This window comes from Agrobacterium sp. A3-95 (genome assembly GCF_053521785.1).
Genome location: NZ_JBNWDR010000014.1, coordinates 31,531 through 49,752, shown reverse-complemented (window position 1 = coordinate 49,752; position 18,222 = coordinate 31,531). Strand labels below are relative to the sequence as shown.

At 54.3% G+C, this 18,222-nt stretch carries 17 protein-coding genes; 7 read left to right on the top strand and 10 right to left on the bottom strand.

Annotated elements, in window-relative coordinates; translation table 11 throughout:
- Nucleotides 1–107 precede the first annotated feature (107 nt).
- Both ACQZ5Y_RS26445 and ACQZ5Y_RS26440 read right to left on the bottom strand, forming a co-directional pair.
- A complete protein-coding gene (locus tag ACQZ5Y_RS26445; protein WP_236763122.1) occupies nt 108–1,472 on the bottom strand; it encodes a sensor histidine kinase in 1,365 nt (454 codons plus the stop codon).
- Nucleotides 1,444–2,118, bottom strand: a complete 675-nt coding sequence (locus ACQZ5Y_RS26440; RefSeq protein ID WP_072492785.1) for a winged helix-turn-helix domain-containing protein — start codon at nt 2,116–2,118, stop codon at nt 1,444–1,446. The genes ACQZ5Y_RS26445 and ACQZ5Y_RS26440 overlap by 29 nt, the downstream gene beginning before the upstream one ends.
- Nucleotides 2,119–2,318: 200 nt before the next feature.
- On the opposite strand from ACQZ5Y_RS26440, the gene ACQZ5Y_RS26435 reads away from it, so the two are divergent.
- The 4 genes from ACQZ5Y_RS26435 (at nt 2,319) to ACQZ5Y_RS26420 (ending at nt 6,904) form a co-directional block, all read left to right on the top strand.
- Nucleotides 2,319–2,591 (top strand): hypothetical protein, encoded by a 273-nt coding sequence (locus tag ACQZ5Y_RS26435; RefSeq protein WP_174019161.1) that lies wholly within the window; start codon nt 2,319–2,321, stop codon nt 2,589–2,591.
- Between the two features lie 139 nt (nt 2,592–2,730).
- Nucleotides 2,731–3,627 (top strand): hypothetical protein, encoded by an 897-nt coding sequence (locus ACQZ5Y_RS26430; RefSeq protein ID WP_174051745.1) that lies wholly within the window; start codon nt 2,731–2,733, stop codon nt 3,625–3,627.
- The gene (locus ACQZ5Y_RS26425; protein WP_174060313.1) at nt 3,627–6,188 is read left to right on the top strand and encodes a DEAD/DEAH box helicase family protein; all 2,562 of its coding nucleotides are present in this window, start codon (nt 3,627–3,629) and stop codon (nt 6,186–6,188) included. Before ACQZ5Y_RS26430 ends, ACQZ5Y_RS26425 begins: the two co-directional genes overlap by 1 nt.
- 179 nt (nt 6,189–6,367) lie before the next feature.
- Nucleotides 6,368–6,904, top strand: coding sequence for a hypothetical protein (locus ACQZ5Y_RS26420; RefSeq protein ID WP_174051749.1), 537 nt, complete (start codon nt 6,368–6,370; stop codon nt 6,902–6,904).
- A 113-nt stretch (nt 6,905–7,017) separates the two neighbouring features.
- On the opposite strand, the gene ACQZ5Y_RS26415 is transcribed toward ACQZ5Y_RS26420, so the two are convergent.
- From ACQZ5Y_RS26415 to ACQZ5Y_RS26405, 3 genes are read right to left on the bottom strand one after another with little or no spacing between them, the layout of a single operon-like run.
- On the bottom strand, nt 7,018–7,959 hold the full coding sequence (locus ACQZ5Y_RS26415; protein ID WP_174051751.1) for a plasmid partitioning protein RepB C-terminal domain-containing protein: 942 nt from the start codon (nt 7,957–7,959) through the stop codon (nt 7,018–7,020).
- A complete protein-coding gene (locus ACQZ5Y_RS26410; RefSeq protein WP_174051763.1) occupies nt 7,943–8,821 on the bottom strand; it encodes a plasmid partitioning protein RepB C-terminal domain-containing protein in 879 nt (292 codons plus the stop codon). Before ACQZ5Y_RS26410 ends, ACQZ5Y_RS26415 begins: the two co-directional genes overlap by 17 nt.
- Nucleotides 8,822–8,850: 29 nt before the next feature.
- Entirely contained in the window at nt 8,851–10,500 is a 1,650-nt protein-coding gene (locus ACQZ5Y_RS26405) for a recombinase family protein (protein WP_272871267.1), read from the bottom strand.
- 29 nt (nt 10,501–10,529) lie between these two features.
- Between ACQZ5Y_RS26405 and ACQZ5Y_RS26400 the strand changes: the two genes are divergently transcribed.
- Entirely contained in the window at nt 10,530–11,162 is a 633-nt protein-coding gene (locus ACQZ5Y_RS26400; RefSeq protein WP_236763123.1) for a hypothetical protein, read from the top strand.
- A gap of 9 nt (nt 11,163–11,171) precedes the next feature.
- Here the strand turns inward: ACQZ5Y_RS26400 and scpB are convergent, their stop codons facing one another.
- The gene (gene scpB, locus ACQZ5Y_RS26395) at nt 11,172–11,882 is read right to left on the bottom strand and encodes an SMC-Scp complex subunit ScpB (protein ID WP_236776256.1); all 711 of its coding nucleotides are present in this window, start codon (nt 11,880–11,882) and stop codon (nt 11,172–11,174) included.
- A 2-nt stretch (nt 11,883–11,884) separates the two neighbouring features.
- Nucleotides 11,885–12,838: a DUF1403 family protein gene (locus tag ACQZ5Y_RS26390; RefSeq protein ID WP_174051757.1), complete on the bottom strand. Its 954-nt coding sequence runs from the start codon at nt 12,836–12,838 to the stop codon at nt 11,885–11,887.
- Nucleotides 12,839–12,962: 124 nt separating this feature from the next.
- Here ACQZ5Y_RS26390 and ACQZ5Y_RS26385 point away from each other — a divergent pair, with 124 nt between their 5' ends.
- Nucleotides 12,963–14,117 carry a site-specific integrase gene (locus tag ACQZ5Y_RS26385; protein ID WP_174060314.1) on the top strand — a complete coding sequence of 385 codons (1,155 nt, stop codon included), beginning with the start codon at nt 12,963–12,965 and terminating at the stop codon, nt 14,115–14,117.
- A 273-nt stretch (nt 14,118–14,390) separates the two neighbouring features.
- On the opposite strand, the gene ACQZ5Y_RS26380 is transcribed toward ACQZ5Y_RS26385, so the two are convergent.
- Nucleotides 14,391–15,266, bottom strand: a complete 876-nt coding sequence (locus tag ACQZ5Y_RS26380; RefSeq protein WP_174060315.1) for a hypothetical protein — start codon at nt 15,264–15,266, stop codon at nt 14,391–14,393.
- Between the two features lie 79 nt (nt 15,267–15,345).
- Between ACQZ5Y_RS26380 and ACQZ5Y_RS26375 the strand changes: the two genes are divergently transcribed.
- Nucleotides 15,346–15,972, top strand: coding sequence for a hypothetical protein (locus tag ACQZ5Y_RS26375; RefSeq protein WP_174060316.1), 627 nt, complete (start codon nt 15,346–15,348; stop codon nt 15,970–15,972).
- A gap of 97 nt (nt 15,973–16,069) precedes the next feature.
- Here the strand turns inward: ACQZ5Y_RS26375 and ACQZ5Y_RS26370 are convergent, their stop codons facing one another.
- Together ACQZ5Y_RS26370 and ACQZ5Y_RS26365 are read right to left on the bottom strand one after the other, a co-directional pair.
- Complete coding sequence (locus tag ACQZ5Y_RS26370) at nt 16,070–16,798, bottom strand: HNH endonuclease (protein WP_174060317.1); 729 nt, start codon at nt 16,796–16,798, stop codon at nt 16,070–16,072.
- A complete protein-coding gene (locus ACQZ5Y_RS26365) occupies nt 16,795–18,132 on the bottom strand; it encodes an ATP-binding protein (RefSeq protein ID WP_174060318.1) in 1,338 nt (445 codons plus the stop codon). The genes ACQZ5Y_RS26370 and ACQZ5Y_RS26365 overlap by 4 nt, the downstream gene beginning before the upstream one ends.
- Nucleotides 18,133–18,222 lie beyond the last annotated feature (90 nt).

Genomic DNA, 18,222 nt, shown 5'->3' with positions numbered 1-18,222 from the left:
TGGTTGGCTGGTGGCCGCTTCGCTGACGATCACCGTCACAGTCTTATCCTCAGCGACAATTCATATCAGAGGCAGCGGATGAAGGTATCAATGTCAATTCTTGCCTTCTAGACAGCAGGAAATGAAATAGTAAGCTTAAGCCCGGGCGAGTTGTCCGCTACACTAGTATGCGCTTGGTGGAGATCAGCGATGGCCTTTACCATACTGAGACCAAGCCCGGATCCGAATGTGGTTCTACTTTTCTCTAATCGATAGAATCGATCGAATACCCGCGGCACCTCGTTCACCGGTATACCAGGTCCGTCGTCACTAACGGTCAGCTCAATGAAACTCGCTTCCCGGCGCACGCTCATTTCAATTCGCGATCCTACTGGGGTATGTCTCATTGCGTTTGCCAACAAATTAGTCAGCAATTGACTGACAAGGTCTGCATCACCAACGATCGAGCATATTTCCGTATCGCTTTTAATGGATAGAATATAACCAGAGTCCGCAGCGATACTCTCGTAGATTTCAAAAATGTCCCGAGCTAGAATTGAAAGATCGAATATCTTGAAACTCGCTGTCCGACTGCGAGACTCAATTTGAGCAATTCTCAAAAGCGCATCAAAAGTATCAGCAATCGATCTGAGCTCCAGCAATGCTGTCTCGATCGAGGCTTTTGAATCCGCCAAGTTTTCAGCCTCCAGCGCATCATCAAGGATTAGGAAGGCCCGCCCGATGGGGGTTTTCAAATCGTGCGCAATATCAGTTGTTACCTGTGTCAAAGCCAAGACGCTGGCCTCAAGACGGGAAATTGCCACATTGACTTCACTGGCGAGAACGTCAATATCGTCCATTCTCCTCGATATTCGCAGGCGCTTGGAAAGCTCTCCATGCCCGATGGCGTAGGCTGTATCTGATAGCGCGGCTATCCTCTGCCGACTTCTGTATGCAAGAATCCCTGCCCCCCCGAGACCGATCGTGAGTACGATGGCTGTGGTCCAACCGAAACTCACGAGAACAATACCGGCCAGCTGATTTGTATCTGTATAGCTTATCCCTACGATCAGATCATTATTTCCAAGAGCCCCTCTAAAGAGTTTGTAGTTGTTATCGCTATCGTGCTGATCTTGTGGCGATAGATTCGAAAAACCTTCTGGAGCACCAGATATTCGTCGATTTCCGGCTAATATTTCGCCGGAATTCCCACGCAGAGTGTAGATTGTCTCCGCACCCTGTATAGCTGGGCCATGGTTCCTGATCATATCGGTCGCGCCCGACAGCCCGCGCGTGTCGAACGCCACAGATATTTCTCTGAACCGCTCCATAACATTGGAATTGAGACGTTCATCGAGAAATCTCAAAACCATTTGGTAAGCGACGACGTTCGCCGCAAGGTAGGCTACGAAGAATAGGGAAATGTATAGAACGGCGAGCCGAATAGCTGTGCTTTTTAGAAGGCTACCTGCGCGCATGAAGGCTGTAGCCATTGTTGCGAACCGTGTGCAAAAGAGGTTTGTCAAATGGCTTATCAATTTTTGCGCGCAGCCGACTTACGTGGGTCTCGACCACGGAGCTTTGCGGATCAAAGTTGAAGTTCCATATTTTTTCTAGAAGCATCGTCTTAGTAAGTACCCGCCCTTCATTGCGCATCAATATTTCAAGCAATGAAAACTCGCGCGGCAATAGGTCGAGAGGATTTCCTGCGCGGCTCGCGGTTCTTTTCATCAAATCGATCTCGAGATCACCAACACACAGCACGGTTTTCTCGACTGAGATTGGGGGACGGCGAACAAGCGCGTTTATGCGCGCCATCAGCTCCGAAAACGCAAACGGCTTCACCAAGTAATCGTCACCACCTGCTTCAAGCCCTTCAACCCGATCATCAACACCGCTCATGGCTGTTAGGAACAGAACTGGCGTTCGCACCGAAGCGCTTCGCAAGCTCTTAACAACGGTCAAACCATCCAATCCGGGAACCATTCTGTCAACGACCAGAATATCGTAAGAGTCGAAACCCGCAGAGAGACCTTCACGACCATTTGCCACACGGTCAACGACATGACCAGCTGATTCCAGGCCCTTTACAATATAGGCCGCTGTTCGGTCATCGTCCTCGATGAGAAGGAGTTTCATATGGCGTTCTCACTAATTTTGTCGAGGCACACGCGACGTTATTCGATAGCAAGTACCTGTCATCACGGAGATTAGGGTTTTGTTACGGCGATGAAGTTGGAGATTTCTGACAAATTTGTAAAGCTGATGAAATTGGCTTGAAAACGTCTCGTTTCATTCTCTACGGGCTGCAATCGGCAGCACCAGAAAAGGAAACTTCGATGAAGTCCAAAATCCTCTCTCTCTCTTTGGCATTCGCAGCCTTGGCGTCCACCGCACTCGCCAATCAACCGATCAATCCAGATGCTTCACAGATTAGCAGGATCACCCAGGGCCATGGTCAGCCAGGAGAGACTGCCACTGCGTCTTCCGATCCGAATGTCTCGTTCCGCGTGCTCGACAACGGTTGGATTGAGCGTTCCAACAAGAAGTATGGCACGGTGACCATCACCGACCCACGGCGCGAATGGAAACGTACTCACGAAGGACGCTAACTCCGTGCAAACGATTATCTCTAGGATCTCTCGCGGCCTAGTCAGTGGTGCCGCATCGTTGCTAGGTCCTACTGCGTGGGCGGAGCGGGAGTGCATCAGTGAAAAATACCAATATCGTGGCATCCTATAGCAGACTGAGGTGACAGGACGGGTCTATCTCGGTTCTGGAAACCTTAGCCAAAATGGTTTCGAACGTTCCGCCAACGCCGGCGGAAACTTGGAAGCTGGCGTTGTCGTTGATTTGCCAAAGGGGCAAAAATGGCCCTCCCGCAAAAATGGCAAGGAAAGCATTGCCGGGCTTCTGCCAGTTCAATTCAGGGAGACGGTAACCCTGACGACTTTACAAACCGGTGCAGACTTTGTCCCACCCGAAGAACCGGAATCGCTACCGCCAATCTCGTGGCTTGTTTGGAACGAAGGCATACTCTCTACACCCGACAGTACACAAGCCATGGTAATTGGTGCGGACAGCAACCCCGTCGAAACACCTTGTAAATGGCCCGCTCCAGCACCTGTGATCGTAACACTTGTGGAGGGTAACTGGCGCCTCCCAGTCATTTCTGCGGGTGCGTTGGTTGTTACACGCCCCCCTGACATGACCGTCGAAGATGTTCTGGCAACGCTTGCTTACTTTCCAGAACCCGACATCATTGACCATCCTGATGATGGCGGGGAGGGTAGTGAAGCGTTTGCCGATCCTTCTGACGCATCCGAGGCGTGGCCTGCCACCTACGCGATCCGGAGAATGATGGAGCTCCTAGTACGTTTAGGCGAAGTTCAAGTGCGCATCGACCCAAGAGACTGGCAGCGATGGTGTCGGGAATTGCGGGAGTCGCTATGCGCTATCTCCTTGCAAGAGCAGGGTATGATCGAGTTCTTTCGGAAAGCTGGAGCAAATCCGCTGCCCGCTTTGGCGGACACGCATATGCGACCAAATGGATCTGCAGGTGCGCTGCTGACTGACGCACTTTCTGTTGTTGCGAAGGACTGGAAGCTAAACGACTGTCCGTCGCTTTGGGACAGGGAGAATGCGTGATGGTAGACTGGAAAAGCGTCGCGGACTTCCTTTCTTGTATCGCTGTAGAAAGTGAAGAGACCCTCTTGGATCAAGGGCAGCGCGCGAGTGTAATGGAACTGGCTCGCCGCATCGGGAAAGGTCAGCGCTCCGCCTTACTAGCGGACGAAGTGGGGATGGGAAAAACCCGCATTGCAGCTGCTCTCATTCACGCGGTTCGTAAAGCGGGGGGACGCACTGCAGTCGTTCTTCCCGCGGGCCTTGGAGTGCAGTGGCAGCAAGAATTAAGGCGTTTTAACGCTGACGACAGGACGTTACTGCCGCTACGCAGTTATGAAAGCTTTATCTCGGGTTTTTCTGGAGAAAATGATGCAGAAGGTAGCGAGCGACGCAAACGCGGCCACAAAGAATGGCTGACGTATCGCCGTCAGCAGCGCGAACTACCCGAAGGGGGTTGGGCTGCGGAGAAAATCGTGATGATTTCGCACTCCTTTGCAAATATGCAATTCCCCAATCGGGGCGAAGGGCCGGCGAGCGGTTGGCGCCGGGAGCTGCTGCCAAACGTTTCTCGTCTGGTAGAAGGTCGGCGCCGTAACCTGATACGCAATAATTTTTATTCAGGCGAACTAGGTCATGTCCACGCCAGCCGCAGGGCAGCCCAAGAGATTGCAGATGCTATACAAGCGCATGATTTGCCTTGGGACAATTTGCAGAACGATCAGAGATGGTTGTCTTCTGAAGAGTACAAACGAAAAATCCTGCCCCTGATCGGTTACGGTCTCGGCCAGTTCGATCTGATCGTGGTGGATGAGGCCCACAAAGCACGGGGGGCAGATACGAGCCTCTCACGCATTCTTGGACCAGTAAGTTGGGAGGCAAAGTCTCCTTTCCGCCTCGGCATGACAGCTACCCCGGTGGAACTGAATTCCAGCCAATGGATCGATACGCTGGAACGTATCAACGGACGCGAAAATCATGATCAGATCGCAGCGCTTTCCGAACTTACGGAATGGATTACCGGCTATGTCACAGTGGTTCGGAGAATTCAGACCGAGGTATTGGACAAAGCACTCGCTGAAGATTTTGCTACAGCAGCAGCGAAGTTCTGCGATGCCTTGCGGCCCTATGTCTTGCGTCGCGACAAGCGGAGTGATCCAGAATTTAGCGCATTCAAGGAGATGCATGGCGATTATCGTGAGGTCGTAGATGTGGCCGTGTCTCCCGAAGCGGAAGGTTTCACCCGCGATTGGTTGCGCCGCTTCTGCGCAGCCGAGGCACTCTCGTTGCTTCCGCAGGATGATCCGCGTGTAAAGCGGTCGAGGCTAGCGATTGCCCAAGGATACGGACTTGGTGTGACAACCGAGGAGGAAACTCACGAACAAGCGGCACAAGACACCGACCTAGTTGGGCAGGCGAGATTCTGGAAGGATGCATTTTCATCAGGTGATGCCGATATCTATAGTCATCCTGCACTTGTTGCGGCTGTTCGAAAAATAGAAAGCTACACAGACGCGAAAGAAAAAGTCCTCGTTTTCGGCAAATTCCTCGTACCCATGAACGCGCTAACTCGGCTTCTGGACGCGCGCGAGATGCTACGACGCTTGCGTGACAATATGCATTGGCCCGCTAGTGGGATTGCAGAGAGCAGTATAGCTGCCGTTGCCGCGGCATTGAGGGATCCCGTTTTCGCAGCTCCGATAGGTGGGGTCGCAGAGATCAACAAGATACTCAAACATCGCTACGATGAGTGGGCTAGCAGCCGTCGAACAGAGCTTTCTCGCCTGCATCGGGATATTGAAGGTCTTGCGAACCAAGGGGGAACCGCGGCATTTCTCAACGAACTTCTGCATCGCAGCGCTGACAAAGAAGAGCTGCAGATCGGTACTTTGCTCGAAGCGCTTGGCGATAGGCGCCGAGTTGCTGATGCCCCTTGGACGGGTAACGAGCTGCTTGCTCTATTTGATTCACTTTTGCGGGATCTTGCGAGCGAGGAAGACGGCGAGAGTCGTGACACGCACAGAGCAAAGCTTGAATTGTATCTGCAGGATTATTCCGGACGCGAGGGAAACTTCGCCCGCATGATGTCGGGCTCAACTGCTCCTCAAACACGTCGCACTCTACAATCTGCTTTTAATAGAGCGAGCAGTTGGCCAATGGTGCTGGTTGCGCAATCACGTGTCGGTCGTGAAGGCCTCAACCTGCACGAAGCGTGCCGCACTGTGGTGCTGCTTCACGCCGAATGGAACCCAGGCATTGTCGAGCAACAGATTGGGCGAGTAGACCGCAAAAACAGTCTTTGGCTTAGAGATTGGCGAGACTGGGATCCCCAGCGGGTTGGACCTCCACCCCGTATCAGGGTTCACCCTGTTGTTGTCAGCGGCACCTATGACGATCACAACTGGCAGGTTTTGAAGGGTCGTTGGCTGGAGTTGAGAGCACAGTTACATGGCGACGTCCTACGCCCCCACCAACTGGCGTCCGAAATCGATGACACAAAATCAGCATCTATTGAACTGGTTCGTCGCTCGACGCCTGATTTTTCGCCTCCTTGTTGTAGTTATCCGGGGCAACTGACAGAGTGAGAGTTCCGTAAAAACAGCTGTGTGAGCAGAGAGATACAAGAAAGAGCCGAGAACTAACCCATCATCTTCAGTGTTCCCCGAATGACATCGACTTACTACCATGTCGGATGTGATGTTCGAGCACTATTCGCAAACCACAATGCATTGGCTGATGGCATGGTATTTTGAGCGGTTTTCATATGACAAATATCAATCACAGTAGGCCGACACTTCGCCTTCTCGACAACTATAAGCGTGAACTTAGGTCCCTGTCACATAGCGATAAAATCTCGAAAGTTGCGACGGAAGAACCGACGCGTGGTAGAAAGAAGCGGATGCCGGACGTGAGCCCATCCGCGCAGAAAATTATTCTTTCAATGTTTGATGCTGCTGATCGATATTACCAGTCTTTCTCAAAATTTTTGCAGACTTTGTCACCAGAGGCCGAAAAATCGATCCGAAAAAAGGGGGCTGCATTTCGGAGAGAGTTAGACCACACCCAAGCAAAGCTCATAGATGAATGCGTTAAACTGGTGGTGGAAGCATTGCGTGAGAAAATTGAGGGAAAGAATGGTGTCGTAGAATGGCTAATCTGGTTCCAAGATGACGCCCAGAATACGAACGATTCCGGTCTACTTAATATCCTGGAAATTGGTATAAGGCCGGCCTTCAAGAAGATCGAAGCCGCCATTGATGAGGGTGCCTTCCGACAAAGTCCCAGCTCCTCAGAGTGCTGAATGACAGACGTTTCCCTCACGAATATTACGATAAACAGCAACAACCTCTATTGCCGCAAAGCCGCAATTTGCAGCATCGACTTTGTCAATCGAAAAAGAAACCACCTCGCAACCTATGGCTCTGGAGCATCCTTGAAGGGAGCAATGGAATCGATCTCCGCGATTTTCTGGAATTCGCCGAGATATTCCTGGCGATGATGTTCAAGCCAGCGGCTGATGCGGCCATTTGCAAGCAGTTTTGCGATGTATCCCCGTGCTACGGTGAGGTGAAGGTTATCTATCCCGTAAGTTTCTTCAACGCTCTTTACTTGTGTTTGCAATGCAGCCAACTCCCGCTCCATCCGAGCGATCTGCTGTCCTGACGGCGTTCCAGCGCCTCGACCTGAGCCTTGCTTGCGGACAACAAGTTGGCTGTCTGGTGTGGCAGCGCGTATCGCTCTAGCAAACATGATGGAAAAGTTGTGTTGACCGATCATCAAGTCTGCGGCCTCAATTTGCCGGACAGCCGACATCTGCCTTAAGACATCAAAGACAGTCATAGAACACGGTGTATCTTTCAGCATTTCTGCGGCCTCTGGACTAATGCCTTCAAGCAGTCGAAACCGACGAATGACCGACTCGACCTGAAGCCCAAGCGCATCTGCAATGTCCGCGGACGACACACCACGTTCAATAGCACGCGCAATCATCCGATGCTCCTGGATCGGGGCGAGGCGATTTACCCGCTTATTGTATGTGTAGGTATCGTCGTCGGTTGCGATCAAACACTCGACTTCGATGGTGCCAAGCTCCTTCAAAGCTTCTAATCGTAGATGGCCATCGAGCAGAAACCAGAGACCAGGGTTTTTGTTGTCCGCGATGACTACCGGCGCCTCGACCAATCCAATCGCCTTTATCGAACTTAAAACCTGCGCGAATTTCCTGCTTTCGCGGGCGCCTTCAGGCAGGGATTTCAGCGGTACGATCGCAGAAATGGCTATTATTTTTATATCTCGATCAAATGCGAAGTGAATTCGGCCATCGCCGCCGCTATCATTATCAAGCCCATCGCTCATCGCGATCTCCCGAAATTCGGCTGGAGAGTGCTTTTGGCATGGTTGCCAATCCCTCCGCTCTCAACAGATTGAGGAAACTTTCATCCGCGATCAGATCCTTCATGGCCTCGACAACGAAGAGAAGCCGGGTCTGTGCAAAATCTGATTTTTTGATCAAGAGCCGCTGTTTTTCGGCCTCCCTCTGATAGACCTGCATGAGATCATGAGCCGTCATCCGCTTTCCGGTGGCTTTGCGGCCGAAACGCCCTTGTTGTATTCCTTTTCCCTGAGCTCGCATGCGAACATCGAGAAGCCGCCTGACGGCCGCAAGTTTTTTCCCCCGAAGCTGACCAGCTTCATATGCATCCAGGAGCAAGCTTTGCGCCTCCTCGGTTTCAGCTCGAGATATTTCCATCGCAAGGGTAATCGGGATGAGGCCGGTTTCAACGGCTGCGACAAGGCGTTCCTCGCCCTTCTCGAGAAGTGCGGCGATCATGTAGACCCATTGTGCGCCGACACCAATCCTTTTGGCGATTGCAGCGTCGGTGTAACCTCGTGCTCGCAAGGCGCCAATCTCACGCATGAGATCGATTGGTCGCGGGGTCCGTCGAGCAATATTTTCGACCAGGCTCATGACAAGGCATTTGTCCTCGCTCGCCTCGATGACGACCGCCGGGATCTCGCTTTGTCCGAGCATTTGAAAGGCTTCCAGACGGCCTTCCCCGCAAACCAGATCGTACCGTGGCCCGCCTGGGCCATTGTGGCGGCTGACAGTGATCGGGCGCTTGAGACCGATGGTCTCGATATTGTTCACGATATCCCGATGCTGTCGTTTGTTGCGAGCGCGCGGATTGAGCACCGATATGCGTGAAATCGGGATCATTTCTATATGGCTTGAATGAAGAGCAGACATCACGCGGCCTCCGACAAGTTAACGGGCGCTGCAATTTGATAGAGAATAGAGAGGTCGTCGAATCTATAGGCATCAAGCTGCAAGGCATTGTCTTCTGCCATCCTCAATCGATCGGCGAGAAGATCTAGCCTTGGAAAGAGGTAGTAGTCGAATGCCTTCTGGTTGGCCGAATCCATGCGGACAACCACGGTGATGTCGGGAGCAAGTGAGGTATCGAAACGCAGGTTCCAACGTAGAAGTCCCGTCGGTGTCTGGAAGCAGCGAGCGATTACAATTGACAAAGTGAACTCCTCGTTGACCGTTACACGATCGGTTTCGATGTCCTGCCACGCCTTGCTGCCAGAGGATTTCAAGGCGCCCATCACCTGCTCAAGCACATCGGGATGGCGCTTGCGGAGTTCTCGATTGATCTCGACGTAACGGTAATCTCGATCTGGATTGAAGCCCACGAGACTGTAGGCTCGCAGAAGGCTGCCGAACCGTGAGCTGTAGGCACTGCTTGACGGCATGCCATCGCATTCATCGATGACGATACCCGACAAACTTCCCGTTCGCTGGTACAGGTCTCGCAGAGACTGCAACATTTCTTCGTCGCTCAACCGGAATGACCGGGTGTTGATAACGGTCCGAGCGGCTTCGAAGAGCGAGCGCTCGATGACAGCGTCGAACACGCCGTTAGCCCTGATCCACATTTCGGGACCATTGCGGACATGGCGTTTCTTCAACTTGAAAGACTGTCGGTTCCACACATTGTCGCCGGCATATTTCTCGTTGATCAGGATTTGATGGACGGTTCCTCTCGTCCAGTTGCGTCCAAGGTCAGATTTGATGCCCCGCTTATTCAGCTCAGCTGCAATTTCGCTCTCACTTTCCCCGTGATGGACGAATCTGCGATATATTTCGCGAACCAACTCCACCTCTTCGTCCGGCCCCAAGGTGAGGATCACACGGTCAGTCTGAATGCTTTTGTGCTCGCCGCGCTGGAGAATACCTTTTACCTGGCCGCGTTCATCAATCAGGGTCCGTCGTAAGCCGAAACCAGCGGGTCCGCCTTGTCGGTATCCCTTTTCGATCAGGCGGCCCTGCCCTGCGAAAACCTTCGTAGATAACTCACGGCTATACTCTCCGGCCATAGCCCGCTTGACGCCTTTGACGATGGTGGACACCGGGCTGCCGTCATTCTCAAACTGTTCGGCGCAATACTGTATAGAGATCCCAGCACGACGGCAGATGTATTCGTAATACGCGCTTTCATCAGCATCCTGGAAGCGGCCCCATCGACTGACGTCATAGACCAGGACCATCGTGAAATCGGTTGTGCCGATCTGCACGTCCTCGATGAGCTGGCGTAGCGCATCGCGCCCTTCGATTTTCAGGCCACTCTTTCCCGAATCCGCGTATGTCCGGACAATCTCAATACCACGCGCCCGAGCATAGTCCCGAATTGCCTCCGACTGGTTTTCGGTAGAATATCGCTGATGATCGGTCGACATACGGACATATTCGGCAGCCCGAATTGGCTGCGGCTCCGATGACATGCCGTTAAAGGTCTCCCGATCCACTTTTTGCCCCTCCTGTCGTTGATCAAAGGCGCTTGATCCTGAGGCTGGCGCGGCGCCGAGCACATCCATTTTTGCAGACATCCGCATCGCAATCCTAGCGCATGAAGGAGCGGAAGATGTTGCCGAAAAAGGGCAGTAAGTTGCCGACTTGGCCCGGCTTTCTGGGTGACCGAGAGGTCCTTGCCCTCACCGTCGCCGATCTCTTGAAGAAAGAGCATGGCGATAGTCACCGCGCAATCAAGGAGTTGATGCGCCAGACAGGCGCCAGCGAACGAACCGTAAAACACTGGCTGTCTGGTCAACATGCTCCAGAGGTTATGTTTTTCCTTCGGCTCGTGGTCTCCTCGCCGGTCGTAAGAGCGTTCGTGCTTGGTATCATCGAAGGCCCGGCATCCGAGCAAACTTCTACTGCGAATGATCGCGTTATTCGCGTAGCGACCAGAGAGGCCTACGCCACTGGCGAAGCCGCTAACGCCACGCTGGCGGCAACCAGACGCCACAATGACCCTTATCGTGTCCCTGAACATGACCCTAAAGATGACCCTGAACCGCGATCCTTCAATCAGCGACAGCTATGGTTCTTGGAGCAGATCAGAATGGGTGAGCGCTTCAGTGCGAAGGAGATCGTTCAAACTTGGCATGTCAGCCTGAAAACCGCGCGTCGGGATATCAGCGCATTGCTTCATTCCAAGTTACTGGAGTACATCGGATCGCGAAGAAAAGGTCGTTATCGAACGAACTCACGATGAGAAAGGATATCAGTCGGCCTCATCGGCGTCATGTCCACCAGAAGCGATGTCGGCAAGATCTTTGTTGGAGGTATCGAACTTGCCTCGCCTGCTCAGAAGACCAGCATCCTCGAGTGCCTCGATGTTGGGAAGGTCACGCAGGGTCTCAAAGCCAAAAACCGACAGAAATCGGGGTGTTGTCACATAGGTGTAGGGCGCACCGGGTGTCGGACTTCTCGGCCCTGATACGATGAGGCCCGCATCTCGCAGGCCGGCGATCGTGTCACGACTGACCTCCTTGCCGAAAATCTCTGCCAATTCGGCCCGGGTGATCGGCTGAAAATATCCCACCGCCGTCAACACCATAGACTCGGTCTCTGACAGCCGTGGTGCAATTGATCTCGCCGGAGCGGTCGAAATGCGAATTGTCTCAGCAAACCGCGCTCGGGTGCGATGCTGCCATCCGCCTGCGACCAATACCAGTTCGTATGGTCGATCTCGTAATTCGTCGATGAGGTCATCAACCAACAGATCAATACTGCACTCTTTGCCGACCACCCGCGCCAGCATCTCGCGGCTGACCGGTTCGGACGAGGCGAATATCACCGCCTCTACCCGCAACATCCACTCACGCCAGCGCAGTTCTGGAGGCAGTCCCTCGAGCTCACGATCATAAAGGACCTCCTGCTGCCGGTCTCTCGCTTGGCGTTGACTTGTTTTTGCTGCGCTCGCTCCCCTCATCGTCATAACCCATAAATTCGAAAGGAAGAGCGGCCGGACAGTTCCCGCACCGCTTCCAAACTCTCCAGCCGCTCAAACAGTCGAGTGGCTGCCCATCGTGACAGATTGCACCCCGGCGCCGAGGCCGGAACCGCGTCTTCATTGAGGAGCTTTTGGATAACCGCATCGCCCCCCTTGGTCCTCACCTTTGGCACTGCTGCCATTAACCGAGCGGCACGGCGATCAATGTCGGCGGCAGATTGAAGCGCCGCCTCGACACTGCTGACCAGCGCCAGACAAATTGCCTTGGGATAAGCTGGCTCACCTGGCCGCACTCGACCTCTTCCGCCGATGGTGCGGAATGCAGACCCGAACCGTACAGGTAGCAGAAGCGGCACGGGTCGCGCCCATCTCAGCTTCTGGGCCAGTACGATGTCTGCCAAAGCCAGAGCCAGGACTTCCGCGTCCGGACGAAGCGCCATGATCGCGGATACCAGATCAGCGATCGCAATGGGGGCCGCGCGCCCGGACTGGATTGCCACATCGGCGAGATCCGCGATCGAGGACAGCTCCGTGTCCCATCGGATAGACAGAAGCTCGACCAATTCCCTGACAAACGCAGTACCCGGCATCGCTGTTCGACGTGCCAGCATTCGTGTGGCCAAAAACAGCTTTCCGGCCGGTCCCGGATCTCCATTCGCGGGAGTCAGCAAAACGGCGTCGCGCAGCGCATTCTCTTCTTCATTCCGATCGAGCATGCGGGCCGCGACGGCGGCTGATTTCAGGGCTAGGCGGTCGCGCCAGCAGCCGAGCCAAGGAGGATCGACGCGGATCAAATCATCGAGGGATTTCAATCCGATACCGGCGGCGAAAGCGGCATCAATTTCGTCGATGTCACGACCATATGCCAACGTCCAGCCCGGCATGTTCGCCGACCATGTCACTGATGGAATTTGCACTTTGGTGATCGAGTTCATGCTTCGCAGCATAGATCAAATGTGCGGTTTAGGCTATAGATATCGACACAAACTGCACTACATGTCAGAAATATAAAATGTCCGATAATCTTGCATTATCGTTCATTTCTGTCATTATAGAGGAATGGCCCAAATCATCGAGCAAAACAGCGAAAATCACGCTTCGGAGAGCTTTGCTCCGTCTGACAGCACGGCCGCCGACGACGGGATTTTAGCGCCGCGGCGATTGGCCGAAGTTTCGATGCACAGCACCCGTCTACCCTCCCCTCTCCCGGAAGCAAGCACCGGATTGCCCGCCCACCTGGAGCAGCTTTCCGAGCGGGCACGCGATTATGTCGAGGCGGCAAGCTCGGCGAATACCCGCAAAGCCTATGCCTCCGACTGGAAGCATTTTTCCGCCTGGTGCCGGCGCGCCAATCTCTCCCCCCTGCCCCCGGATCCGCAGACCATTGGCCTTTATATCACCGCCTGTGCATCAGGAACGGCTGAGCGCGGCGCAAAAGCCAATTCCGTGTCAACGATCGAACGACGGCTGTCGGCGATTGTCTGGAGCTATGCGCAACGCGGTACGCCGCTCGACCGGCAGGATCGCCATATCGCCACCGTGCTCGCCGGCATTCGCAACACCCACGCCGCCCCTCCCCGGCAGAAGGAAGCGGTATTGCCGGAGGATATGATTGCCATGCTGGAAACGCTCGACCGCGGCACCCTGCGCGGCCTGCGCGACCGGGCGATGCTGCTGATCGGCTTCGCCGGGGGGCTGCGCCGGTCCGAAGTTGTCGGCCTGGATTGCGGCCGCGACCAGACTGAGGATTCTTCCGGCTGGGTGGAAATTCTCGACAAGGGCATGCTGTTGCGCCTGCGCGGCAAGACAGGCTGGCGCGAGGTCGAAGTTGGCCGCGGTTCCTCCGATACGACCTGCCCCGTGGTCGCGCTGCAGACCTGGCTCAGGCTTGCGCGGGTTGCGCACGGCCCGCTCTTCCGGCGCGTCACCGGCCAGGGCAAAGAGGTCGGCCCCGATCGGCTGCGCGATCAGGAAGTAGCCCGCCTCGTCAAGCGCACCGCTCTGGCGGCTGGTATGCGCGGAGATCTGCCGGAGGGAGATCGCGGATTGATGTTTGCCGGCCATTCGCTGCGGGCCGGCCTGGCGTCCTCGGCCGAGGTTGACGAGCGCTACGTCCAGAAGCAGCTCGGTCATGCCAGCGCCGAGATGACCCGCAGATACCAGCGGCGGCGCGACCGCTTTCGCGTCAATCTCACCAAGGCATCGGGGCTTTGACGGCCCCCTCCCCTGCTCGACCGGAAGCGGCTAGGTTTAAACCGGGTGGCGGGTTTTCAGCTTAGCGCTTCAATTGAAATCGGGAAGTAAAAGCCACACACGGCATCGCTCGGTCCAGCAGGCATCCAGCTATTACAACAGTACCACACGACGAAGCGGACGTGCTGCTCGCATACTCTGACGGCGTTCACGCGAGAACCGTCGCCCAATGTCCGGTTAGCTGCATCGTGGCCAACCGATCTAAGAATTTTGCCATACTGATATTCTCCTCATTCAGAATCGCATCTTCATTGTATGGGCTACGCTGAAAGGCGGGAAATTCGGCTGCCGGAGTGATCCCTGCATCAGCTCAAAGAATTGGGCCCAAGCGAACTTGTTGGCGATCTCGTCTGGCCGCTCAAAAGTGAACATCTCGAGTCCACCGACATTTCCGGTCACTCTGTATCGTTCCTTCGCAACTGGCGTGATGTAGAGCCGGATCGCATAACGGATGTTGTTCAAAAACTCCGCGATCGTGCTGGCGTGGTAAGCGAGCAAGTGGGTGTGAAACCAGTCCCAGCAATCTGGCAGCGCCATGAAGGCGTCGCTCTCATCGATCTCGACTTTGTTCTCGGCCAGAATCCGGCGGAGAGTATTGGCTTGCCCGCCCAGCCGCAGAAAGTTGTGCTTTCCGATGTCACCGCTCATACGGACGAAGTCGATCCGTTTGATCCGAAGATCCACCTTTTGCTCGATGTTACCGAACCGAACTCCCTCTACGAACGCATAGGCTTCAAGCCAGTCGCTGAACTCCTGCACGATCCGACTGAGGTGGTCGATTTTCGTTCCGATCAGCGGTTTCTCGCAAATACACTTCAGATAATAGAGTGTCGTGTGATCGACTTTACTGCCATCCTTTGGCGGCTTGGGCAGGCCGAATGGCAGGGGCGAGCCACCCTTACCCGTCACCGGTGACAGAAAGTCCCGGAGGAAGGTTCCGAACTGCCGCAGGCTTCCGGCGGTCTGTGGGAGGAGGTTCGTGTCGTTGCGAATCTCGCCAAGCGGGCAGAAGATCGCGTGATTGACCATTTCGTCGACCATACTAATGACAGCACTCAGGACGATCGCCTCCTGCTCTATCTCAGAAAATGCTCCCAGTTCGATCATCATCCACCCGCCAAAATTGCTTGAGAAATCAGATGGTGCGAATGTGCTACACAAGACCACACTGCAGGAAGGAAATCGAGATATGGCACGCCGAAAGACAACTATGTCGATGGATCAGCGCGCCGCATTACCGCTCGCCAAAGAAAATCCCGACATCGAATACCTTCGCCTGAACCGGCAAGAGATCTGCGAATGCGAGATAAATTCGTCGATCAGGCTATTCCTGATCGACGAGGATCCGATCTCGGCACACGTGCTCGCAAGCGCCGCGACCGCCATCATGGAAGCCGTCGGCAAGGGTCGCAGTGACGTGGGGTTGAATAGTGTGCGAGAGATGTTGAAGTCGGCGGAGGTCCCACCTGATCTCGAAAACGAGGTGTTCGCTGGGCTGCAGCATCCCTACAATTTTCTCAAGCACTCATCCTCTGATCTCACTGTAGAGAACGACTTTTCGGTCGACTACATCGTAATGACCGTCTACAGCGCTGCCCATAGCTACAAGTTGCTTTTCGAAAAGACGACAGCAGAGATTCGGGTGTTTAATGCCATCGTCCAGGCATGGCGGCCGCACTGGTGGTCTCACGATCCGAACCTCGGCGGCAAGATCACAGTCGCTCGGCAAATGGGGCTACTGGGAGCAACGCGGCACGAATTCTGCGAGATCGGTCGGAGATATCTTCAGCGCGAGTGGGACCAAGAGCGCGTCTGAACGAAAACAGGCGATCTGCAAGCCGCCGGTTTCTCTCGGATTCATTGCTGATCGGAAGGCGCGGAAGAGATAGCCGAGCGAAACCGGGGGCAGTTCATCATCGTCCCTGGGCGCCCCTGAGCTTCCCACGGATAACTTCTGCAGCCATCATATAGACTTGTGAAGGCGAATTGAACTGCAACTGGGCTGCCAAGCCAATGGTTATCGATATGGGGCCCGTTCTCAAAGAAAGCTTTTCTATCGCGGCTCGGTGCTCAAGTCTTCCGACCGAATTAAGCTCTAGGCCCTTGATAGTTCTGTGACCCTTTATTGTGCGCTTCTGGAAGACGTATCCCTTGCGAACGGTGATGTGTTCGCTGAAGGTATCAAGGTGGGGATGAACCCATCGAAAATCCGCCGAAGACGTTATGGCGACCGGTGCCCCATTGCTGACCAGTACAGGGCACCTGACCACTTTGGCCGAATTAGCAACATTCTTTGAAACGCGTCTTGTCAAACGACCACAAAGCAGCGCGTAAGCCTCGTTCTTTTTGCCGTTACACGTCGCGCAAGACAAAGCAAGATTGCGGATTTCGAACGCAAAATGCGGCCAAGCTGCCTTCTCTATAAAGTGCTCCAGATGTGTAACGGGTGGATCCGAGGGGAGCGGCCGTCGACAATAGCAGCAGAGACCCCGTTGGGAGGATCTGAGTTCAAGTTTCAAAGAAGTTTTGAATTCGGTGACGATCGCCGCCTTACTAGTCCATGCGAGTCCTGCGAACGAAGCCGCGGTGACTCCCAATGCATAGGATGGAGTAGGGTCGATTCTTTCAAAACCGATATTCATTCTCTGCCCTCACCTTCCAACAAGGCGCCTATGACTGTGCGTAAGGGGTCATCTTCCTGCAGCGCCTCAAGCACATCCCTCAGCTTCGGACGCAATGCTTCATATTCAGCTGTCCCGGCGAGATCCCGCTCAACTAAATCGACAGCTTGTTGGACGAGTTCGACCACGTACAGATTTCTACTCGAGGCAATGCCGAACTGGTCGAGCAGAATGCTGTCGCTGGAAGCACCGAAAGGTGCAGGCTGAGCTGGTATGACCTCTCTGGGAACAGTTAGGTCGACGATCATGCTTCCAGGCTTGGCGCTAGCCACAATGAGTGGAGAGTGCGTAGAAACAACAAGATGGCCGTCTTCCATAACGCCGCATATTTCAAGCAGTGTGGCCATGAACTCTTGTTGCCAATGGGGATGAAGGCTGTTCTCGGGCTCGTCAACCAAAACGATGGAGCCGGCGGTCACGGAAAAGCCCAGAGCAAGCAGGCTCGTAAGCATGTGATATTCGCCAGAGCTTAGCTCATAAACAGAAAACTCCTCTTCACCATCGCGTCGAACGGTCGCTCGATCGATCACCAAGATATCCAGCATTAGGCCGAGCCTGACCGCGAGGTTCTCCTGCGTGGCGACCGCGCTATTTTTGCTCAGCGTTATTTTAGAGAACCTTCCCTTCCGTTCATCGATAAGTGAGGTCAACACATCGAAGTCGAAGTCTGAGAATTCTTCCCTAACACTTTGCGCGGCTGCCAGCGACATCTCACCGCGAGATTTGGGTTCCCTGAGTCCGCTCAGGGCACGCTCCAAAATTTCCCGGGGAGTGATTGAAGGGAACCGCTTTTTGAATCTCTGCTCGTAGCGGATCTCGAGCGAGAGGGAAGGGTCTAGGCCTGAAAGCGAGAATGCCTTTTCGAAGAATGGATCCAGAAACCGATCTCTCACCGCCGGATTCAGGGCAAACGTGACTGCTGTCTCTAGAGGCAGCTTCTTACTTAGCAGGTTGGTACCTGCCCGTTGCCCAATGTAGTGATAGTTCGGGACGTCGTATTCTGTATTTCGCCCACCGATCATTTTCTGAGGAAATCGATCCGCCACAGAGCCGGAGAAGCAAATAACCGGCGCCTCTGCTGAGATGCCGGGAACACCCTGGAACGTCACGTTCGCTTTATCGGTCGGCAGAACTATCGCCGATACCAGGTCGCGGAGGACGGAGCTTTTCTGTGACCCGTTCTGTCCAGTGAGCAGTGTCATTTGGAAACCAGGGTCAATATTGCCGTCGTGAAACTCCAATACCCTCTGATCACCCTGACGGGTCCAATATCTCAAGCTACGTATCTTCGGCATCAGAAAGTCCGGCGGTCAAAATTGCAGTTGTGTTCCTCAACATTGGTAGCTAAGCGTCGCTAAGAATTAGCTAATCGAGCATCGCTGAGC